Genomic DNA, 17,729 nt, shown 5'->3' with positions numbered 1-17,729 from the left:
CCGCTGGGCCCGCGCCAGCCCGCCACAGTCGCTATTGATTCAATAGCTGTCTACGCACATTCCACGCGGGTCACAGGCCTATTTGGCACCTGCCATTTGGGGAATGAGGCGGTGGTAGAAGCGGATCGCCTCGGCATAGTTCTTCACGCTCAGGCGCTCGTTGGTACCGTGGAAGCGTTTGAGGTCGTCGGCGTTGGCGCGGATGGGCGAGAACTTGAAGATGTGGTCGCTGATCTCGCCGAAGTGGATCGAGTCGGTACCCGCCACCATCAGGCCCGGGGCCACCACCGCGTCGGGAAACACTTCGCGGATGGTGCGGTTGAGCGTGGCGTACTGCACCGAGCTGGTGGGCGCCACCTTGTAGCTGGAAGCCGGCTTGCCGTGGTCCAGCGCATAGAGCTCGAACTGGCCTTCGGGTGCAGCCACCTTGGAGCGCATGTGGGCCAGCACGTTCTCCTGCGTGTCGCCGGGCAGCAGGCGGAAGTTGACCGTGGCTTCGGCGCGTCCCGGCAGCACGTTGTCCTTGTTGCCGGCATTCACGATGGTCAGAGCCGTGGTAGTGCGCAGCATGGCATTGGTGCTGGCGGCGCTTTCGAGCTTCTTCTGCACCACAGGACCGAACAGCCACAGGTTGGACATCGCCACGCGGCTGAAGCCGCTCATTTCGGGGGCCAGGGTGTCGAACATCTCGTAGGCCACACCCTGCAGGGCGGCGGGCAGCTGCTCGTCGTCCAGACGCTTGAGCGAGGCCGACAGCATGGCGATCGCGCTGGTGCCCTTGAGGGGAGGAACGGAGGAATGGCCGGGAGTGGCCGAGACCTTGAGGACCACCGACATGTAGCCTTTTTCCGCCAGACCCACGAGCGCCGTCGGTTGCTTTACGCCCGGCACCACGCCGTCGAGCACCAAAAGGCCCTCGTCGATGACAAAGTCGAGCGCCACGCCACGCTGCTTGAGCAGTGCGGCAATCTGGGCCGCGCCCTTGGGGCCACCCACCTCTTCGTCGGCACCGAAGGCCAGGTAGATGGTGCGGGGCGGCTGGTAGCCACTGGCCAGCAGCATTTCCACCGCTTCGAGCTGGCTCATGAGGTTGCCCTTGTCGTCCCAGGCGCCACGGCCCCAGACAAAACCTTCCTGTACCGCGCCCGAGAACGGGGCGTGCTTCCAGTCGCCCTCGGTGCCGGGGGCCACCGGCACCACATCCTGGTGCGCCAGCAGCGCGATCGGCTTGGCCTTCGGGTCGGCGCCCTGCCAGGTGTAGAGCAGGCTCAGGCCACCCACCACCTCGCGCTGGAGCGTGGCATGTACCTTGGGGAAGCGCGTCTGCAGCATGGCGTGGAAGGCCTTGAACTGGTCGGCATTGAGCGCGGCGTCCTCGCGCGAGGAGACCGTCTTGAAACGCACCGCCTCGGCCAGCCGCTCGGCCACGGCCTTTTCATCCACCGCCACCGGTGCCAGCGGATCCACCTGCAGCTGGCGCGAGCCCTTGCGGGCGGTGTTGATGCCCACCGCCGCCGCCAGCAGCAGCACCAGGGCCAGCAGGCCCAGCAAGGCTTTCTTGATCACGTCCATCTCCTCGTTGTTGTGCGATGGCCGGATGGTACGGAGCCGAAAATCATGTGTCCAATGCATAATTTCGTCGAAAATCATCGGTTTTTCCGATCATGACCGCCACCATTGCCCAACTGCGCCATTTCATCGCCCTGGCCGAGAGCGGCTCGTTCACCCGCGGTGCCGACAGCACGCGGCGCTCGCAGGCGGCCTTCAGCCGCAGCATTGCGGAGCTGGAATCCAAGCTCGGCGTGGCCCTGATCGAGCGCCAGGGGCACCGCCACAGCCTCACGCCCATCGGCCTGACGGTGCTCGAACACGCGCGCCAGGTGGTGGCCCAGACCGACGAACTGCACCAGGTGGTGCAGCACCACGTGAGCGGCGACGCCGGCCATGTGCGCATCGGGCTGGGGGCCACCCCGGCCGCGCTGCTGACCCTGCCGCTGATGCGCCATGCCCGCGACTACCCGGGTGGCATGAAGATCCGCATCTCGCGCGCCCTGCAGGACCTGCAGTTGCAGGCCCTGCGCGAACGCCAGCTCGACGCGCTGGTGATGGACCTGCGCTCCATTCCCCACGCCAACGGCGACCTGGTGGTGCAGAAACTGTGCGAGCTGCCCACCGGCGTGCTGTGCCGCGCCGGGCACCCGCTGTGCCGCCTGGCCGAGCCCACGCTGGCCGACCTCAAGGCCTACCCGGCCGCCGGCACCGGCGTGAGTTCGAGCGTGGCACGCCACGCGGTGGAGCGTTTCGGCCCGCTGGCGCACCCCGACAGCTTCCTGTCCATCGGCAGTGACGACGTGGAATCCATGCTGCACCTGGCCAGCGAGAGCGATGTGGTGTTCGTCGGCATCGTGGCGCCGGCCCAGGCCCGGCTGCAGGCCGGCACCCTGGTGCAGCTGCCCTTTCCGATGGACGGGCTGGAGTCGCACCTGGCCTGGGTCCAGCGTGCCGCACGCGCCCCCAACCCGGTGCTCGACGACATACTCCGATTGGTATTGCGTACTTTGTCACAGGTGGCACCGCCTGCGCCCTAGCCAAGGCACCACAGTCCGCGCTAGCATGCGGTGTCTACAGCACAGGACCCCGCAGAGGGTCTGCCATCCAGGGAGTTCCAGCATGGGTATTGCGTATTTCCTTGTGGGCATCGGTGCGGGTGCACTGGCCTACTACTTCTATCTGCGCCACCACAAGCGCCAGCAGCGGCGCATTCCACGCCAGTGGCCGCTCAAGGCGCGACCGCTGCTCAACACCACCGAACGCGCCACCTTGGGCTGGGTGCACCGGGTGTTTCCCGACCACCAGATCTTCGTCAAACTGCCGGTGACGCGCTTCACCGCCCCCGACAATCGCAACGAGGCCACCCACTGGTACACCCTGCTCAACGGCGTGTACTGCAGTTATACGGTGTGCACCCCGGAAGGCCGCGCCGTAGGCTGCGTGGACGTGCACAACCCCGCCGTGCTGTCCCTGTCCAACCAGTCCCTCAAGCACGGTCTGCTGTCGCAGTGCGGCATCCGCTACTGGGTGGTGGACCCGGCCAACCTGCCCCATGCGAGCCAGTTGCGCACCGCCTTCCTGGGCGAGGCAGCGGCAAACCTTCAGGCGGCCGATCCGGTGGATCCGCGCGTGCGTGACCAGGCCGAGTCGCTGCAGGCAGCTGTCACGCGCCAGCGCGTGGCACACCGTGAGCGCACCCTGATGACCGACTTCGACCCGACCGAGCTCGCCGACGAGGGGCCCGAGACCCAGATGCCGCCGAGCCGCGTGCCCTCGGGCTGGGAGCACAACTCCTTCGTCACCCCGCTGGACAGCCGTATGGCGGAACTGACCTGACGGACTGGTTGCAAATCCGTCCAAGCCCCAGAATCCATTGCGTATACAGCTATGTTTTCAATAGCGTCTGCTTAACCGAAACAGGTGTGCACGGCGCCGGTGACGCCCCAGTCATCGTCCACCAGCACCATCCAGCCCCACTTGTCGAAGGTGGTGCAGGGGTGCGACAGCCCGAGGCTCACGCGGTCGCCCAGGGCAGGTACGGCACCCTGCGGGTCGAAGCGCAGGTAGGCGTGCTGATCGTTCAGGGCCGTCACCTTCCACTGCGGCGGTACGGCCCCAGCACTTCGCGCACCGCGCGGTGCCCAGCGCTGCGGCAGCGGCATTTCGATGTCGCTGGAAATGTCGCGCCGGCCACAGGTGAGCAGGGCCAGGCCGGGCTCGGGCACGGACTGCACCAGCGACCAGACTTCCAGTGCTGGCTCCAAGGAGCTGGCCAAGCCCTCGCGCTGCTCCACCAACTGCAGGTAGCGCCGGTAGTGGCCCTGGTCGTGGGTGATGTAGCAGCCCGAGCGCAGTACGCCCTGCAGCGGCTTGTGCATGTCCAGGCCCGACAGCAGCGGCATGACCAGGTCGAAGATCGCCGAGCCCCCGGCACTCACCAGGGTCACGTCCCCCGCGATCAGCGCCTGCGTATCACACCAGCGCAGCAAGGCCTGCACCCGTTCGACCAGGGGCGCCACCGCGGCCACGTCGTGGGCGCTGTCGCAGGTACCCAACTGGCCTTCGTAGCATTCGATGCCGCACAGCGCTACCGCCGGGCTGTGGTGCAGCGCCAGCGCCAGGGCCTGCGCCTGCTCCAGCGTGCGGCAGCCGGTGCGGCCGCCCTCAAAGCCCATTTCCAGCAGCACGTCGAACACCCGCGCGCTGCCGCGGCCGTTGCTTCGACGTACGCGCCAATCTTCGATGCAGCCCAGCTGGGCCACCGAGTCCACCAGGAAACAGACCTGCAGCCCGGCGGTGGCGGCCAGCAGGGCGTCGAGCGCGTCGAGGTCAGCGTCGGCCAGCACCTGGTTGGCAATGAGGATACGCCGGGCCCCGGCCGCCACACCGGTCTGCGCCTGCCACACCGTGGCCAGGGTCAGGCCCCAGGCGCCGGCCTCCAGCTGCATGGCAAACAACTCGGGCGACATAGTGGTCTTGCCATGGGGCGCCAGCCAGGCGCCCTTGCGTCGGGCATAGGCCTGCATCCATTGCAGGTTGTGCGCCAAGGCGCTGCGGCGCAACGTGGCCAGGGGGTAGGACAGGTCGTCGGCCAGCACATTCCAGCCTTGTGCAGCAATCTCTTCGCTGGTCAGCGCCGGAGCATGGGCCGGGTAGTTCTTGTGGTGAGCGTCAAAGCGGTAGGGCGTGGTCATGGCGCGATGATAGGCGCCGATAATCGGGCCTTCCCCATTGCACCGCGTCCTGCGTTTCCATGCCCATGTCTACCCTGCTGCGCTCCACCCTGGCTGCCTTGCTGTTCGCCGCGTCGGCCCTGTCGGCCACAGCCAAGGAAGTCGTCATCGACGTGCGTACGCCGCAGGAGTTCGCCAGCGGGCATATCGCGGGCGCCATCAACATCGACCACGCGCTGATCGGCCAGGAAATCGGCAAGGCCAAGGTGTCCAAGGACGACACGGTAATCCTGTACTGCCGCTCGGGCCGCCGCTCGGAACTGGCCCTAGAAACGCTCCGAAAGATGGGCTACAGCAAGGCCCAGAACTATGGCGGCATCGACGAGGCGGCCAAGCGGCTGCAGAAGAAGCCCTGAGCAAATCAGGCTCCAGCCCATGAAAAATGGGCGTAAGCAGCTTCCTTTTTGATAGCAACTGCCGAATTCTTCAGCAGTTGGGCCGACCGTAGTTGATGATGCACAGGTTGCGCAATTGGGTCTGGTCGCGTGTCTGCTGCTTCTGAGCAGCGTATTCCGCCTCCCGCTGACGCTGCGCTTCTTCCTGCTTGGCCTGACGACGGGCGCGCTCCTCCTCCTGCGTCAATTGACGCTGGTATTGCAGCTGCTGGTTGACCGTGTACTGCGTTTGCTGGCTGGCGTACTGCGTGTCGCGGCGCAGCTGGCGCTCGCGCGCTTCGTCTTCGAGTTGCTTGCGGCGCTTGTCCTTTTCTTCCTCGGCCAGGCGCGTCGCTTCTTCGGCCGCCCGCTGGGCTTCGAGTTGCTTGGTCTGCTGTTCCAGCACCAGGGCCTGCTGGCGTTGTGCCTCGCGTTTGTTGGCCCACCATTGGCCCCCGCCCAGCAAGGCAACACACACCAAGGCCAGCGGAGCCAACTTGCGCATCGGGGAGTGCTCTACCGGCTGGACTGTTACGACCACCGGTCGAGCGGCTGCGGAAAGCTTGCGGTCGTGGGCCTGGCGCAATGCGGGGTTGCTGAGCACCTTGTAGGCTTCCTGCACCTGCTCGCGCCGGTTCAACAGGCTCGGATCTGCCACCAGGCGTTCCTTGGTGAAAAAGGCCACGGCCGTCTGGTAAGCGGCTTCGATGTCTTGCGGCGAGGCGTTGCCCGGCACGCCCAATACCATGTAGGCAGACTGCATCCCTGATTTCCTGGTTACTTGTGTACGACAGCAGCGCGCAGTTTACGCAGTATTGGCTCCGCGATCCAGCGCCGCCAGCTCTTCCTCGCTGAACCCGGCTGCACGCCGTGCTACCACATTGAAGGGGCCATGCTGGGCCGGGGCGCGGTAGCGGCTGGCCAACTGCCGTGCGGCATCCACCGGTGCCAGCCCTTGCTGCTGGCACAGCTGCTTGAACCAGCGGTTGCCCACTTCCACGTGGCCGATCTCATCGCGCAGGATGATGTCGAGCACGGCCGCCGACTCCAGGTCACCGGCCTGCGCGAGCTTGGCGCGCATGGGCGGGGTCACGTCCAGGCCGCGCGCCTCAAGGGTGCGTGGCACCAGCGCCAGCCGTGCCAGCAGGTCGTCCTTGGTCTTTTCGGCCATTTCCCACAGTCCGTTGTGGGCCGGGAAGTCGCCGTAGTCATGGCCCAGGGTCTGCAGACGCGCCCGCAGCAGACGGAAGTGGTAGGCCTCTTCCTGCGCAATGCGCAGCCACTCGCGGTAGAACAACTCGGGCATGCCGGCAAAGCGCCAGACGATGTCCAGCGCCAGGTCGATGGCGTTGAATTCGATGTGGGCAATCGCGTGCAGCAGGGTGGCACGGCCCTCGGCACTGGCGAGCCCGCGCTTGCGCAGTTCCGCCGGTGGCACCAGCACGGGCGCCGGGGGTCGCCCGGGCAGCTTGTCGCCCGGGGCGACCAAGGACTCGGCGCAATCGAGGGGTGCGTTCCAATCCAGCGCCTCGGTGGCCAGCAACTTGCCTTCCAGGGAGGGGATCAGCAGGGTCTGGAGGGCAAGGGGGCGCAGCATGGTGGACAGGACAGGGGCGAGGACAGGGCCGCAGTGTGCCACCAAGTCGCCCGTACACTCCGTGCCACCCAACGCAGCCGAATATCACCATGCTCAAGCACACCATCACCCGCATCAACGCCCAGCCCCAGTGGTCCGACGCCGTGGTGCACGGCCACACCGCCTACTTTGTGGAAGTGCCCGAGAGCGGAACCGACATCGAAAGCCAGACCCGCGCCCTGCTGGCACAGGCCGATGCCACGCTGACCAAGGTCGGTTCGGACAAGAGCCGACTGCTCATGGCCACGATCTACCTCAAGCACATGGCCGACCGGGCAGCCTTCAATGCCCTGTGGGCTGCGTGGCTGCCCGAAGGCTGTGCCCCGGCCCGCGTGTGCGTTTGCGCCGAAATGGCCAGCCCGGACTACCTGCTGGAAATTGCCTTCACGGCGGCGTCGCCGCTGTAGCGGGTAGCTGCCCCACGCGCACACAGTTGCGGCCGTCGGCCTTGGCCTGGTACAGGGCCTCGTCGGCACAGGAGATCAGGATATCGGGGTCGGCCAGCCCGGCGCTCAGTCCCACGCTGACGGTGATGCCGATCAGCTTGCCGGGCGCCACCTCCACGCGCTCATGCGCTACCGCCTGGCGCAGGGCCTCGGCCAATTGCTGCGCCCCCGCGCTGTCGGTGGCGGGCAGCAGCACCAGAAACTCCTCGCCACCGAAGCGGGCAGCCAGATCATGGGCCCGCAGGCGCTTGCGCAGCACCGCCCCCACGCGCACAAGCACGGCATCACCTGCCGGGTGGCCATAGGTGTCGTTGACTTCCTTGAAGCGGTCGACATCGACCATGAGCAGACCCAGCGGCTGCTGCGCACGCAGGGCGGCCGAATGGGCCCGGGCCAGCGCATCGAGGGCGTGGCGGCGGTTGGGCAGGCCGGTGAGCGCATCTGCCATCGCCAGCTGCAGGTTGCGCAGAACCTGGTGCTCCAGCGCCATGACGAGGGTGCCGGTGGCCATGAACACCGCGCCAGCCAGCAGAACGATGACCGTGAACAGGGACAGGAGCCAGGTCCGGTCGAGCCCACCCCAGGGGTCAGGCAGCCAGGCCAGCGCCAGGGCGCGCAGCAGGAAGGTACCCATGCACCCGAACACGCCCGCAACCAGGAACCAGTAGCCCACACCGCGATCAGCGGAACGGTACTGCAGCAGGGTCCAGACCAGAATGCCGGCCTGCGCCACCAGCAGCAGGCCCACACCGATCTGGCGCGGTGACGTGGCATACAGGAACAGCAGCGAAACCAGACCCACCAGCAGCACCGGAGCCCAGCGCAGCAGCATCGGGAACCGGCGATCGAGCATGCCCAGCAGGCCGCTGGCGTACTCGCTCAGGGCCAGGCTCAGGCACATATTGCCCACCAGCACGGCCAGGGGCTCGCCCAGGTGCACCCGGAACCGGAACAGGACGAATGCGAGCAGGGAAAAGCCCAGGGCGCGGGCCGTGGGAACCAGGCGCAGCACTGGATTGCGCAGGGCCGCCGCCGCCATGACCGTTGCCATGGCCGCCGTCAGGATGATGGCGGCCAGGTAGAAAGTGGGAAGATGCAGTTCCACGGCAGTCTCGGAGATGGCGTGAGGGGCAGTATGCCACCGGCCAGTGCCCCGTGGGTGCACGCCGCTGCGCTATGCTCGGCGTGGCCTGCGCCACTGCTGCCATGAACCTTCCCTTGCCTGTCTTGCTGACCGGTTTGCCGCCCCTGGTCGGACCGGACACGCGCCTGCTGATCCTGGGCAGCTTCCCCGGAGGCCGCTCGCTGCAGCTGCAACAGTACTACGCCCACCCGCAAAACCAGTTCTGGAAGATTCTGCAAGCCATCTGGCCCGAAAGCCCAGATGCGCTGTGCGTTGAAAGCTATGAACAGCGTAGCAACTGGCTGCTGGCGCGCGGCCTGGGCCTGTGGGACGTATACGCCGCTTGCGAGCGCGCAGGCAGCCTGGACAGCGCCATCCGCAATGCCACGCCCAACGACATCGCCGCCCTGCAGTTGCCCCAACTGCGTGCCATCGCCCACAACGGTGGCGAGAGCTTCAAGCACGCCCGCCACACCCGCAGCCTGGGGGTGCGGGTGTACCGCTTGCCCAGCACCAGCCCGGCCAATGCCAGCTGGAGCTTCGAACGCAAACTCGCCGCGTGGCGGGCCGTGATGCAGGAGTGCGGCCTGGTTTGAACCTAAAATAGGCGTTTTGCCCGCACCCAATCTGCGCAAGCAGCTATCAAATCCGCAGCATGACTACCGCCACCGCCGCCCGCCTGACCACCCACGACACCACCCGCATCGACGATGTGCGCATCGGCGCGGTGCGCCCGCTCATCACCCCGGCGCTGCTGGAGGAGAAGCTGCCGGTGCCGGCGGCGGCCCAGGCACTGGTGGAAAGCAGCCGTGCTGCGATTTCCGATGTGCTGCACGGCGGCGACGACCGTCTCATCGTGGTGGTCGGGCCCTGCTCCATCCACGACCACGACCAGGCCATGGACTACGCCCGCCAGCTCAAAGTGCAGGCCGACGCCCTGAAGAACGAACTGCTGGTGGTGATGCGGGTGTACTTCGAGAAGCCGCGCACCACCGTGGGCTGGAAGGGCTACATCAACGACCCGCACCTGGACGACAGCTTTGCCATCAACGAAGGGTTGGAAATGGCGCGCCGCCTGGTGCTGGACGTGCTGGAACTGGGCCTGCCCGTGGCCACCGAGTTCCTGGACCTGCTGTCGCCGCAGTTCATCAGCGAGCTGGTGAGCTGGGGCGCCATCGGTGCGCGCACCACCGAGAGCCAGAGCCACCGGCAGCTGGCCAGCGGCCTGTCCTGCCCGGTGGGCTTCAAGAACGGTACCGACGGCGGCATCAAGGTAGCCACCGACGCCATTCTGGCAGCCAAGGCCCCGCACGCCTTCATGGGCATGACCAAGATGGGCCAGGCCGCCATCTTCGAAACCCGCGGCAATGACGACTGCCACGTGATCCTGCGCGGCGGCAAGCAGCCCAACTATTCCAGTGAAGACGTGGACGCGGCCTGCGCCCTGCTCAAGGCCGCGGGCCAGCGCGAGCAGGTGATGATCGACGTGAGCCACGCCAACAGTTCCAAGCAGCATGCGCGCCAGATCGTGGTGGCGGGCGAAGTGGCGGCCCAGATCGCCGCGGGCGACCAGCGCATCACCGGCATCATGATCGAAAGCCACCTCGAAGAGGGCCGCCAGGACATCAAGCCCGGCACACCGCTCAAGCGCGGCGTCTCGGTGACGGATGCCTGTATCAGCATGGCGCAGACCATTCCGGTACTGGAGCAGCTGGCCAGCGCCGTGCGGCAACGCCGCGCCCGCACCTGATACGCACCCTGCAAAGCAAAAAGGCACCTCGCAGAGGTGCCTTTTTTTGTATGCGGAGCAAGTGCCGCGGTATCAGCGGCGGTTGCCGCCGCCGCTGCCCATGGGGGGACGGCCTTCGATGTGGCGGAAGTTGATGCGGCCCTTGGAGAGGTCGTAGGGCGACAGTTCCAGCGAGACGCGGTCACCCGCAAGGATGCGGATGTGGTTCTTGCGCATCTTGCCGGCCGAGTAGGCGATCAGTTGGTGGCCGTTGTCCAGCGTTACGCGAAAGCGGGTGTCGGGCAACACTTCGTTGACCACGCCCATCATCTCGATCAGTTCTTCCTTTGCCATGCTTGTAATTTCCTGTTAGCTCAAAACGTTGCGGTCTGCTTTTGAAGTGGCTGGCGCAATGCAATGCAGAAAATGGCACTGTCTTGCGCTGTCGCCACGTCAAGGTCAATCCGTCAATCTCCCGCGTGAACGGGGCTGTTTTTTCCTAACCTGAGCAACAAGCGACTGGGCACTCAAAGCAACCCGAAACTGTAGCATGTGCAAGGGAAAACCCCAAATTTATTGGCCGAAATACCAATTTGGCGCTGCTTTTTTGCAAATTGGCTCTATTGCGGCAGCGCAAAAGGTCGTTCAATCGCGCCTTCTTCCACCACCTTTGAATCTATCTTGCGTCAATGGCCACCTCCCTCTGCATTCTGAACAACGACACGCTGGACCCCGCTGCAGCGCCTACCTACATCAACTACGGCGTCATGGTGGAAAAGCTATTACGGCAAGCCGGGGCCAGCGACTGGAATGTGGAGGTATTCGATGCCACCGCGCAGCAATACCCGGACAGTTTTGACCGCTTCGATGCGGTGCTGCTGACCGGCAGCAAGTACGACTCGTTTTCCGATGAACCCTGGGTGGTCGAACTGCGCCGGCGCGTACGCACGCTCTTGACCCAGAAGAAGAAACTCGTGGGCATCTGCTTCGGCCACCAGCTCATCGCCTACTGCATGGGCGCCAAGGTAGGCCGCAGCGACAAGGGCTGGGGCACCGGCCGCATGACCTATGAGTGGAAAGAACCCGGTTTTCCGGGTGCCAATGGCCGCACCCAGGTGTCGCTGCTGGCCAGCCACCAGGACCAGGTACTCGAGCTCCCCGCTGGTGCACGCCTCGTGGCCACCAGCGATTTCTGCCCGGTGGCGGCCTATGCCAAGGGCAATGAGGTGTTCTGCGTGCAGGCCCACCCCGAGTTCGTGCCCGACTACAGCAGCTTCCTGATCAAGCGCCGCCGCGGTTCCTGGACCGACGAGAAGGTGGACAAGGCCCTGGCCAGCCTGGAGCAGGGCCACGAAGGCGATGCCATCGCCCGCATGATCATCGCCTTTGTCGAAGGCAGGTCGACCGCCGCCTTGGCCCAGGCGGCCTGATCCAACCTGGAAAAATGCCGTGCTGCCCGCTCAGGGCAGCGTGCGCAGGGCTTCCTGCAAGGTATCAAAGTCCACCGAACGGGCGGCGCCGAAACCCGCCACCTGACGCGCCTGCTGCAGATGCAGGGCCACGAACCGGAAGTCGGGCAACTCCGTCATCGGCTCCGCCTCGGGAAAACGCTGCAGGTAGGCAGCGCGGCAGGCCGCGTACAGGGGGTGTTCGGGCGCCAGGGTCTCGGCACGGGCGCTGAGCGTGACGCGCTGCAACGCATGCACCGGCTCACCCGCCACTTCGGAGCGCATCACCAGCGCCGATACCGCAGGGCTTCGCTCCATGTTGCCGGTATGGGCCGCCAAGCCGCTCACATGCAGCACCAGTAGCCCGGGTTCGATGGCGATCGCGTAGGGCACCATCGAGACAAAGGGCAGGCCCTGGGCGTCGAGCGTGCCCAGCGCCGCGACGCGCTGGGTATGCAGCAGCACGGCCAGTTCTACCGTCAGGCGGGGCAGGTGACTCATGACGACGCCTTTTGCAGGGCGCGCTGGTAGGCGCGCAGTATCCAGTGCACGCTTTTGATGGGGGCATGGCGGACGAAGCCAGGTACCCAGGCCGGCGCCGCCATGGCAAAGCGCGCGGCCCAACGGGTGTAGGGGCGCAGCCACTGCGTGGCCGCCGCCATTTTTTCGCGGTCATTCATGGCACCATGGTAGAGCAGAAACAAAAAGTCCCCGCCTGCGGTAACAGGACGGGGACCGTTCTTTTGCCACGCGCGGCCCGGTAAAGCCTCGGTGTACCGACCCCGGCTTGTGGCCAGCGTGGTGGGTGTGCTGCGATCAACAGATGCAGGAAAGTGTAGTTGGAGGGCCAGGACAGGGAATTGCTAAGTTGCTCCAATATGGCTAATATTTGGCATATTCTGCTAACGCAAAAGCAAAAGGAGACACGCTATGGAACTGGATCGGTATGACCGGCAAATATTGGAGATATTGCAGGCCGAAGGTCGGATCGCCAACCAGGACCTGGCCGAGCGCATTGGCCTGTCGCCCTCCCCCTGCCTGCGCCGGGTGCGTGCGCTGGAGGAGTCGGGCCTGATCCAGGGCTACCGTGCCGTGCTCGACGCCAAGAAGCTGGGTCTGACGCTGATCGCGCTGATCCACATTTCCATGGACAAGCACACGCCCGAGCGCTTTGCCAACTTCGAAGGCACCATCAGCGTGCTGCCCGAGGTGCTGGAGTGCCTGCTCATCACCGGGCAGGACGCCGACTACCAGGTGAAGGTGGCGGTGCGCGACATGGACCACTACCAGACCCTGCTGCTCAACAAGATCACCCGCATCGAAGGGGTGACCGGGGTGCACTCGAGCTTCGTACTGCGCCGCGTGGTCGACAAGACGGCGCTGCCGCTCTGATCGCGGAGCTGCAGCATGTGCATCCTGGCCTGGCACTGGCAACCCGGCGACCCCACCGAGCTGCTGCTGGTGGCCAACCGTGACGAAGCCTACGCGCGCCCGGCGCAGGCCTTGCACCTGTGGCCGGGTGGCCAGGTGCTGGCTGGGCGCGACCTGCATGCCGGTGGCACCTGGATGGGCGTGGGGCGCACGCGGCGCTTTGCCGCCCTGACCAACTACCGCACCGGACAGGCACCGCGCACCGACGTGGCATCGCGCGGCACCCTGGTGAGTGACTTCCTGGAGGGCAGCGCCTCGGCGTCTGACTACCTGGCGAATCTGGCGCCGCGTAGCGGCGACTTCAACCCGTTCAACCTGCTGCTGTGGGATGGTGAGGCTCTGCTGGGGCTCGAAGGGCGCCACGGCCGCATCGTCACGCTGGAGCCCGGCTGGGGCGCGGTGTCCAACGGCGACTTCCACACCCCCTGGCCCAAGGTGAAACGCCTGCTATCGGGCCTGCAGAGCGCCGTCGCTGGCGGACCATGCGACGACGAGGCCCTGCTGCAGCTGCTGGCCGACACCACCGAGGCGGCGCCACACGAACTGCCTGCCACGGGTGTACCCGCCGCAGTGGAGCAGGCCCTGTCATCGATATTCATCCGCACACCGCAGTACGGCACCCGGGCCAGCAGCGTGTTGCGCATGGCGCACAGCAGCGTACGCTTTTGCGAGCAGGTCCATGCACCGGTACAGGCCCAGGTGTGCACCCGCACCAGTCTGGTTTTTGACGCAGAGTGATGAATTGGCCGGAAGCCGGCATAAAAGCTGCGTAGGCAGCTATCGTTAATATAGCAACTGGTAGCAGGCTAGAGTTGCGGTTCAGACACCAGTAGCGGCAGGCTCAGGACGAACCGGGTACCGTGTCCCAGTGTGCTCTCGACGCTGATGTCGCCCTGCAATACCTGGGTCACCAGCCGGTGCACAATGGCCAAGCCCAGTCCGGAGCCGCCTTGGCCGAGCTTGGTGGTGAAAAAGGGATCGAAGATACGCGGCAGGTGCTCGGGAGCAATGCCCTGGCCATCATCACTGCAGGACAGGGTCACCCAACCCGGGCGCGCCACGCTGCCCTGCAGCACTACCTCGCCGCGTTCCCGACCCTCAAAGGCATGGAGCAAGGCATTCATGACCAGGTTGATGACCACCTGCCCCAGGGGACCGGGGTAGCTTTCCATGGCAATGCCCGGTGCAACGTCGAGCCGGATCTGCCAGGGCTTGCCCTTGGCATTCGGCCGCAGCGTATCCACCACCTCGTGCAGCATGCCCGACAGGTCGAAGGATCGCCGCCGCTCGGACGACTGGTCCACTGCCACCTGCTTGAAGCTGTGCACCAGCTCACTGGCACGACGCAGCGAGCGCTGTGCCAGCTCCGCACCCTCGCTGCACTGCTGCACATAGGCCTCCAAGGCCGAACGCCGCAGGTCGCCACGGGCGTACTGCTGGGCAAACTCGCGGCTGAGGTCGGCCAAGGCGCTGGTACTCACCAGGGCATTGCCGATGGGGGTGTTGAGTTCGTGGGCCACCCCTGCAACCAGGCTGCCCAGCGAAGCCAGTTTCTCGGCATGCACCAGTTCGTCCTGGCTGCGCTTGAGCATGTCCAGCGTCTGGCTCAGTTCGGCCGTACGGGCCTGCACCCGCTGTTCCAGTTCGGTATTGAGTCGATGCAGTTCATCGGCGGTGCGCTTGCGCTCGCTCTGGTCCAGGAACACCGCCAGCACCGCGGGCTGGCCATCAAAATCGATGAACTCGGCGTTCAGGATCAGGTCCATGCGCTGGCCACTGCGCGTGGTGACCACCATCTCATGGTTGAGCGACCGGCCGTGTAGGCGCAAGTCCTCGATCCACGTAGCCCGCAGCGCAAGACTCTCCCAGAATCGCAGATCAATCGCGGTTTTTTCCAGCGCGGTCTGCGCATCCCAGCCAAAGGTGCGCTCCCATGCGGCGTTGACGTAGAGGTAGCGACCATCCTCCAGCCGGGTCACGGCAATGGGCAGGGGACTGGAGGCGTTGAGCTTGAAGAAGCGCTGCTCGGAACGGTGCAGTGCCTCTTCTCCAGCGCGCAATTGCGCCACCGTGGCTTCGAGCGACTGGTTCAGGCTTTCGGTCTGCTGCACTTCCTTCCAGTGCACCTGCAGGATGAACAGCAGCACGGCCAGGCTGACCAACAGCACCAGCACCAGGGGCACCGCATAGTTCAGCGGACTGATGTCGACGTGCAGGTCCAGCCACTGCCATTGTTCGGCCACCGCCAGCACCAGCACCAGTGCAATGGAGGCCAGGGCCAACATCACACCCTGGCGTACACCCAATACCCAACCGGCCACCATGAACAAGGCAGGGAGTGCGAACAAGGCGGGCTGATGCACCCCCCCACGCGCGAATGCCTGAAGCGCGATGGTCGTCCACACACCCCAGACATACACGGCCATGGCAGCACGGGGTCTCTGGCGCCTTTGCAGGCTTATGCACAAGGCAGAGATCAGCACCACCCCAGCCGGTGCAATGAAGCGTCGCATGGGGCTGTCCTGCACCAGCATCAGTGCCAGATAAGCCAGGTTCAGCACGGCCGTGGCCCAGTACAGGCGCCCGACGAGGCGCGCACCGGGCAGCAGTGCGCGTTGGGCAAGGGTGTCGGAGTTCACCCAACCCAGTATAGGCAGAGCCCGGCAAAACACAATTGGGCGCTGCCTAGGGCTTCAAACCCTCGGCACGTACGTGGTCTCAGCGACTCTCAGGAAGCTCGATCTTCACCTCCAGGGTTTCCAGGTTGTCCTGGCGACCGGCGATGACCTTGATGTCCTCGGGATTGATCTTGACGTACTTGCTGATCACTGCCACCAGTTCGCGCTGCAGCTCGGGCAGGTAGTCGGGGGCCGAGGCATTGCGCCCGGCACGCTCGTGGGCCAGAAGAATGGACAGGCGCTCCTTGGCGACACTGGCCGTGGACTTCTTCTCGCCCAGGAAAAAGGACAGGAGGGATGCCATGGCTTATTTGCCTCCGAACAGGCGCTTGAGCAGGCCTTGCTTGGGCGCATCGGTGAAACGCATGGGCACGTCCTTGCCCAGGAATCGCTCGATCACGTCCTTGTAGGCCTCGGACACGTCACTGCCCTGCATGTGCACGGCCGGAACACCCTGGTTGGACGCCTGCAGTACCGATTCGCTTTCGGGAATGACACCGATGAGCTTGATGCGCAGGATGTCCTGGATGTCTTCGAGCGACAGCATCTGGCCCGAATCCACACGCGACGGGTTGTAGCGCGTGATCAGCAGGTGTTCCTTGATCGGCTCCGAGCCCTCCATGGCACGCTTGGTCTTGGAGGACAGCATGCCCAGGATGCGGTCGGAGTCGCGCACCGAGGACACCTCGGGGTTGGTGACCACCAGCGCCTCATCGGCAAAATGCATGGCCATCAGAGCCCCGGTTTCGATACCGGCTGGCGAATCGCAGACGATGTAGTCGAAATCCATGGCGGCCAGGTCCTTCAGGACCTTCTCCACGCCATCCTGGGTCAGTGCGTCCTTGTCGCGGGTCTGCGATGCCGCCAGCACGTAGAGGTTGTCGCACTGCTTGTCCTTGATCAGGGCCTGGTTCAGGTTGGCTTCGCCATGGATCACATTGATCAGGTCGTACACCACGCGGCGCTCGCAACCCATGATGAGGTCGAGGTTGCGCAGACCGACGTCGAAGTCGATGACCGCGGTCTTGAAACCCTTGAGGGCCAGGCCGGTTGCAAAGCTGGCGCTGGTGGTGGTCTTGCCGACGCCACCTTTGCCCGAGGTCACCACGATGATTTTTGCCATGAATTGCTTCTCTTTCAGGATTTGAGGGCTTCAAACAACAGTTTTTCCAGGCCACCGTCGGTACTCAGGCGCACCTGGGCGGCTTGGCCGCGCACATCGGCGGGCAGGGGGGTTTCGCTGGTTCGGTAGACACCGGCAATGGACACCAGTTCAGGGTCCAGACTCAACGCGAAGATGCGTGCATTGGCATTGCCGCGTGCGCCGGCCATGGCCTTGCCCCGAAGGGTCGAATAGACATGGATGTTGCCGTCGGCCACCACTTCCGCCCCCTGGTTCACAGGAGCCAGCACGACCAGATCGCCGCCACGGGCATAGACTTTCTGGCCCGAGCGCAGTGGCTTGTCGACCACCATGGTGCCCGGCCCGGGCACTTCACGCACAACCTCGCGGACCACTTCCTGGATCTGCACTGCTTGCGTTTGCGCCGTTTCCTTGGGATGCGGTCGGCGCACTTCGGGTTCGGCCTGGTACAAACCCAGTTCGCGTCCCGCTTGCATCCACGCGTCGCTGGCACCCCGGATTGCCACCGGCATCAGGTTGCATTGGCGCAAGGTCTTGAGCAGGGGGACCAGATCGTCTACCGGGGTATCCGCAGGAAGCGCAGAAAAATCGAGTACCAGCGCATCATGGTCGAAAAAATCGGGACTTTCCCCCTGGGGACCGAATTTGGCCAGCAGGTCCGTCTGCAACTGCTGCCACTGATCGGTATGCACCAGCATGGCCACCAAAGGCAGTTGCGCACTCTTGATTTCAAAGCTGCTGGAGGCAGACGATGAGGTGGCTACGGGGGAGCTCAGTGGCATGAATGGGCGATGCGGGAGGTTCGGTACAACCCCAAATCTTACTTGATCGTGCTTTGGCAATGGACGGATCGCCTGGAGATAGTGAAATGCCCGGATTTGCCCAAAAAGTTGTTCCTGTTATTTCTTTTATTTCTTATTTAAAAGATAGTCGTAG

21 protein-coding genes are annotated in these 17,729 nt (G+C 65.0%); 9 read left to right on the top strand and 12 right to left on the bottom strand.

Annotation, left to right across the window (positions count from 1 at the left end):
• Positions 1–78 precede the first annotated feature (78 nt).
• Complete coding sequence (locus RQP54_RS05775) at positions 79–1,566, bottom strand: M20 family peptidase (protein ID WP_315677217.1); 1,488 nt, start codon at positions 1,564–1,566, stop codon at positions 79–81.
• Between the two features lie 98 nt (positions 1,567–1,664).
• On the opposite strand from RQP54_RS05775, the gene RQP54_RS05770 reads away from it, so the two are divergent.
• Both RQP54_RS05770 and RQP54_RS05765 read left to right on the top strand, forming a co-directional pair.
• Complete coding sequence (locus RQP54_RS05770; protein ID WP_315677216.1) at positions 1,665–2,588, top strand: LysR family transcriptional regulator; 924 nt, start codon at positions 1,665–1,667, stop codon at positions 2,586–2,588.
• Between the two features lie 82 nt (positions 2,589–2,670).
• Positions 2,671–3,387: a hypothetical protein gene (locus tag RQP54_RS05765; protein ID WP_315677215.1), complete on the top strand. Its 717-nt coding sequence runs from the start codon at positions 2,671–2,673 to the stop codon at positions 3,385–3,387.
• 71 nt (positions 3,388–3,458) lie between these two features.
• On the opposite strand, the gene RQP54_RS05760 is transcribed toward RQP54_RS05765, so the two are convergent.
• On the bottom strand, positions 3,459–4,745 hold the full coding sequence (locus RQP54_RS05760) for an alanine racemase (protein ID WP_315677214.1): 1,287 nt from the start codon (positions 4,743–4,745) through the stop codon (positions 3,459–3,461).
• 65 nt (positions 4,746–4,810) lie between these two features.
• Here RQP54_RS05760 and RQP54_RS05755 point away from each other — a divergent pair, with 65 nt between their 5' ends.
• Positions 4,811–5,140 (top strand): rhodanese-like domain-containing protein, encoded by a 330-nt coding sequence (locus tag RQP54_RS05755; protein WP_315677213.1) that lies wholly within the window; start codon positions 4,811–4,813, stop codon positions 5,138–5,140.
• A 70-nt stretch (positions 5,141–5,210) separates the two neighbouring features.
• Here RQP54_RS05755 and RQP54_RS05750 read toward each other — a convergent pair whose 3' ends face one another.
• Positions 5,211–5,921 (bottom strand): hypothetical protein, encoded by a 711-nt coding sequence (locus RQP54_RS05750; RefSeq protein ID WP_315677212.1) that lies wholly within the window; start codon positions 5,919–5,921, stop codon positions 5,211–5,213.
• 42 nt (positions 5,922–5,963) lie between these two features.
• Positions 5,964–6,755: a ferritin-like domain-containing protein gene (locus RQP54_RS05745; protein WP_315677211.1), complete on the bottom strand. Its 792-nt coding sequence runs from the start codon at positions 6,753–6,755 to the stop codon at positions 5,964–5,966.
• An 89-nt stretch (positions 6,756–6,844) separates the two neighbouring features.
• Here RQP54_RS05745 and RQP54_RS05740 point away from each other — a divergent pair, with 89 nt between their 5' ends.
• Positions 6,845–7,201, top strand: a complete 357-nt coding sequence (locus RQP54_RS05740) for a RidA family protein (RefSeq protein WP_315677210.1) — start codon at positions 6,845–6,847, stop codon at positions 7,199–7,201.
• On the opposite strand, the gene RQP54_RS05735 is transcribed toward RQP54_RS05740, so the two are convergent.
• Entirely contained in the window at positions 7,179–8,345 is a 1,167-nt protein-coding gene (locus tag RQP54_RS05735) for a GGDEF domain-containing protein (RefSeq protein WP_315677209.1), read from the bottom strand. The two genes, RQP54_RS05740 and RQP54_RS05735, sit on opposite strands and share 23 nt — an antisense overlap.
• 101 nt (positions 8,346–8,446) lie before the next feature.
• Between RQP54_RS05735 and RQP54_RS05730 the strand changes: the two genes are divergently transcribed.
• Together RQP54_RS05730 and RQP54_RS05725 are read left to right on the top strand one after the other, a co-directional pair.
• Complete coding sequence (locus RQP54_RS05730; RefSeq protein ID WP_315677208.1) at positions 8,447–8,959, top strand: DNA-deoxyinosine glycosylase; 513 nt, start codon at positions 8,447–8,449, stop codon at positions 8,957–8,959.
• A 59-nt stretch (positions 8,960–9,018) separates the two neighbouring features.
• Complete coding sequence (locus RQP54_RS05725; RefSeq protein ID WP_315677207.1) at positions 9,019–10,113, top strand: 3-deoxy-7-phosphoheptulonate synthase; 1,095 nt, start codon at positions 9,019–9,021, stop codon at positions 10,111–10,113.
• A gap of 72 nt (positions 10,114–10,185) precedes the next feature.
• On the opposite strand, the gene infA is transcribed toward RQP54_RS05725, so the two are convergent.
• Positions 10,186–10,446, bottom strand: a complete 261-nt coding sequence (infA, locus tag RQP54_RS05720; RefSeq protein ID WP_315677206.1) for a translation initiation factor IF-1 — start codon at positions 10,444–10,446, stop codon at positions 10,186–10,188.
• Positions 10,447–10,781: 335 nt separating this feature from the next.
• Here infA and RQP54_RS05715 point away from each other — a divergent pair, with 335 nt between their 5' ends.
• Positions 10,782–11,522: a glutamine amidotransferase-related protein gene (locus RQP54_RS05715; RefSeq protein WP_315677205.1), complete on the top strand. Its 741-nt coding sequence runs from the start codon at positions 10,782–10,784 to the stop codon at positions 11,520–11,522.
• 30 nt (positions 11,523–11,552) lie between these two features.
• Here RQP54_RS05715 and RQP54_RS05710 read toward each other — a convergent pair whose 3' ends face one another.
• Positions 11,553–12,041: a pyridoxamine 5'-phosphate oxidase family protein gene (locus tag RQP54_RS05710; protein ID WP_315677204.1), complete on the bottom strand. Its 489-nt coding sequence runs from the start codon at positions 12,039–12,041 to the stop codon at positions 11,553–11,555.
• Positions 12,038–12,220, bottom strand: coding sequence for a hypothetical protein (locus RQP54_RS05705; RefSeq protein WP_315677203.1), 183 nt, complete (start codon positions 12,218–12,220; stop codon positions 12,038–12,040). Before RQP54_RS05705 ends, RQP54_RS05710 begins: the two co-directional genes overlap by 4 nt.
• 250 nt (positions 12,221–12,470) lie before the next feature.
• Here RQP54_RS05705 and RQP54_RS05700 point away from each other — a divergent pair, with 250 nt between their 5' ends.
• Together RQP54_RS05700 and RQP54_RS05695 are read left to right on the top strand one after the other, a co-directional pair.
• Positions 12,471–12,932, top strand: a complete 462-nt coding sequence (locus RQP54_RS05700; protein ID WP_315677202.1) for an Lrp/AsnC family transcriptional regulator — start codon at positions 12,471–12,473, stop codon at positions 12,930–12,932.
• Positions 12,933–12,947: 15 nt separating this feature from the next.
• Positions 12,948–13,709, top strand: coding sequence for an NRDE family protein (locus RQP54_RS05695; protein WP_315677201.1), 762 nt, complete (start codon positions 12,948–12,950; stop codon positions 13,707–13,709).
• 68 nt (positions 13,710–13,777) lie between these two features.
• On the opposite strand, the gene RQP54_RS05690 is transcribed toward RQP54_RS05695, so the two are convergent.
• The 4 genes from RQP54_RS05690 to minC form a co-directional block, all read right to left on the bottom strand.
• Positions 13,778–15,610: a HAMP domain-containing sensor histidine kinase gene (locus RQP54_RS05690; RefSeq protein ID WP_315677199.1), complete on the bottom strand. Its 1,833-nt coding sequence runs from the start codon at positions 15,608–15,610 to the stop codon at positions 13,778–13,780.
• 79 nt (positions 15,611–15,689) lie between these two features.
• Positions 15,690–15,953 (bottom strand): cell division topological specificity factor MinE, encoded by a 264-nt coding sequence (gene minE, locus RQP54_RS05685; RefSeq protein ID WP_315677198.1) that lies wholly within the window; start codon positions 15,951–15,953, stop codon positions 15,690–15,692.
• Between the two features lie 3 nt (positions 15,954–15,956).
• Positions 15,957–16,772 carry a septum site-determining protein MinD gene (gene minD, locus RQP54_RS05680; RefSeq protein ID WP_315677196.1) on the bottom strand — a complete coding sequence of 272 codons (816 nt, stop codon included), beginning with the start codon at positions 16,770–16,772 and terminating at the stop codon, positions 15,957–15,959.
• Positions 16,773–16,786: 14 nt separating this feature from the next.
• A complete protein-coding gene (minC, locus tag RQP54_RS05675) occupies positions 16,787–17,575 on the bottom strand; it encodes a septum site-determining protein MinC (RefSeq protein WP_315677195.1) in 789 nt (262 codons plus the stop codon).
• Positions 17,576–17,729 lie beyond the last annotated feature (154 nt).

Source organism: Curvibacter sp. APW13 (genome assembly GCF_032337135.1).
Classification (GTDB): domain Bacteria; phylum Pseudomonadota; class Gammaproteobacteria; order Burkholderiales; family Burkholderiaceae_C; genus Allorhodoferax.
Note: the sequence above shows the minus strand (reverse complement) of the source record. Positions and strands in the feature narration are given on the sequence as shown.

What these genes read in the sequence shown, in the direction of transcription:
- infA (WP_315677206.1), bottom strand. Translation starts at nt 10,446, where the DNA reads ATGGCAAAGGAAGAACTGATCGAGATGATGGGCGTGGTCAACGAAGTG.
- RQP54_RS05705 (WP_315677203.1), bottom strand. Translation starts at nt 12,220, where the DNA reads ATGAATGACCGCGAAAAAATGGCGGCGGCCACGCAGTGGCTGCGCCCC.
- minD (WP_315677196.1), bottom strand. Translation starts at nt 16,772, where the DNA reads ATGGCAAAAATCATCGTGGTGACCTCGGGCAAAGGTGGCGTCGGCAAG.
- minE (WP_315677198.1), bottom strand. Translation starts at nt 15,953, where the DNA reads ATGGCATCCCTCCTGTCCTTTTTCCTGGGCGAGAAGAAGTCCACGGCC.
- RQP54_RS05725 (WP_315677207.1), top strand. Translation starts at nt 9,019, where the DNA reads ATGACTACCGCCACCGCCGCCCGCCTGACCACCCACGACACCACCCGC.
- RQP54_RS05745 (WP_315677211.1), bottom strand. Translation starts at nt 6,755, where the DNA reads ATGCTGCGCCCCCTTGCCCTCCAGACCCTGCTGATCCCCTCCCTGGAA.
- RQP54_RS05755 (WP_315677213.1), top strand. Translation starts at nt 4,811, where the DNA reads ATGTCTACCCTGCTGCGCTCCACCCTGGCTGCCTTGCTGTTCGCCGCG.
- RQP54_RS05770 (WP_315677216.1), top strand. Translation starts at nt 1,665, where the DNA reads ATGACCGCCACCATTGCCCAACTGCGCCATTTCATCGCCCTGGCCGAG.
- RQP54_RS05740 (WP_315677210.1), top strand. Translation starts at nt 6,845, where the DNA reads ATGCTCAAGCACACCATCACCCGCATCAACGCCCAGCCCCAGTGGTCC.
- RQP54_RS05700 (WP_315677202.1), top strand. Translation starts at nt 12,471, where the DNA reads ATGGAACTGGATCGGTATGACCGGCAAATATTGGAGATATTGCAGGCC.
- RQP54_RS05710 (WP_315677204.1), bottom strand. Translation starts at nt 12,041, where the DNA reads ATGAGTCACCTGCCCCGCCTGACGGTAGAACTGGCCGTGCTGCTGCAT.
- RQP54_RS05730 (WP_315677208.1), top strand. Translation starts at nt 8,447, where the DNA reads ATGAACCTTCCCTTGCCTGTCTTGCTGACCGGTTTGCCGCCCCTGGTC.
- RQP54_RS05715 (WP_315677205.1), top strand. Translation starts at nt 10,782, where the DNA reads ATGGCCACCTCCCTCTGCATTCTGAACAACGACACGCTGGACCCCGCT.
- minC (WP_315677195.1), bottom strand. Translation starts at nt 17,575, where the DNA reads ATGCCACTGAGCTCCCCCGTAGCCACCTCATCGTCTGCCTCCAGCAGC.
- RQP54_RS05760 (WP_315677214.1), bottom strand. Translation starts at nt 4,745, where the DNA reads ATGACCACGCCCTACCGCTTTGACGCTCACCACAAGAACTACCCGGCC.
- RQP54_RS05750 (WP_315677212.1), bottom strand. Translation starts at nt 5,921, where the DNA reads ATGCAGTCTGCCTACATGGTATTGGGCGTGCCGGGCAACGCCTCGCCG.
- RQP54_RS05695 (WP_315677201.1), top strand. Translation starts at nt 12,948, where the DNA reads ATGTGCATCCTGGCCTGGCACTGGCAACCCGGCGACCCCACCGAGCTG.
- RQP54_RS05765 (WP_315677215.1), top strand. Translation starts at nt 2,671, where the DNA reads ATGGGTATTGCGTATTTCCTTGTGGGCATCGGTGCGGGTGCACTGGCC.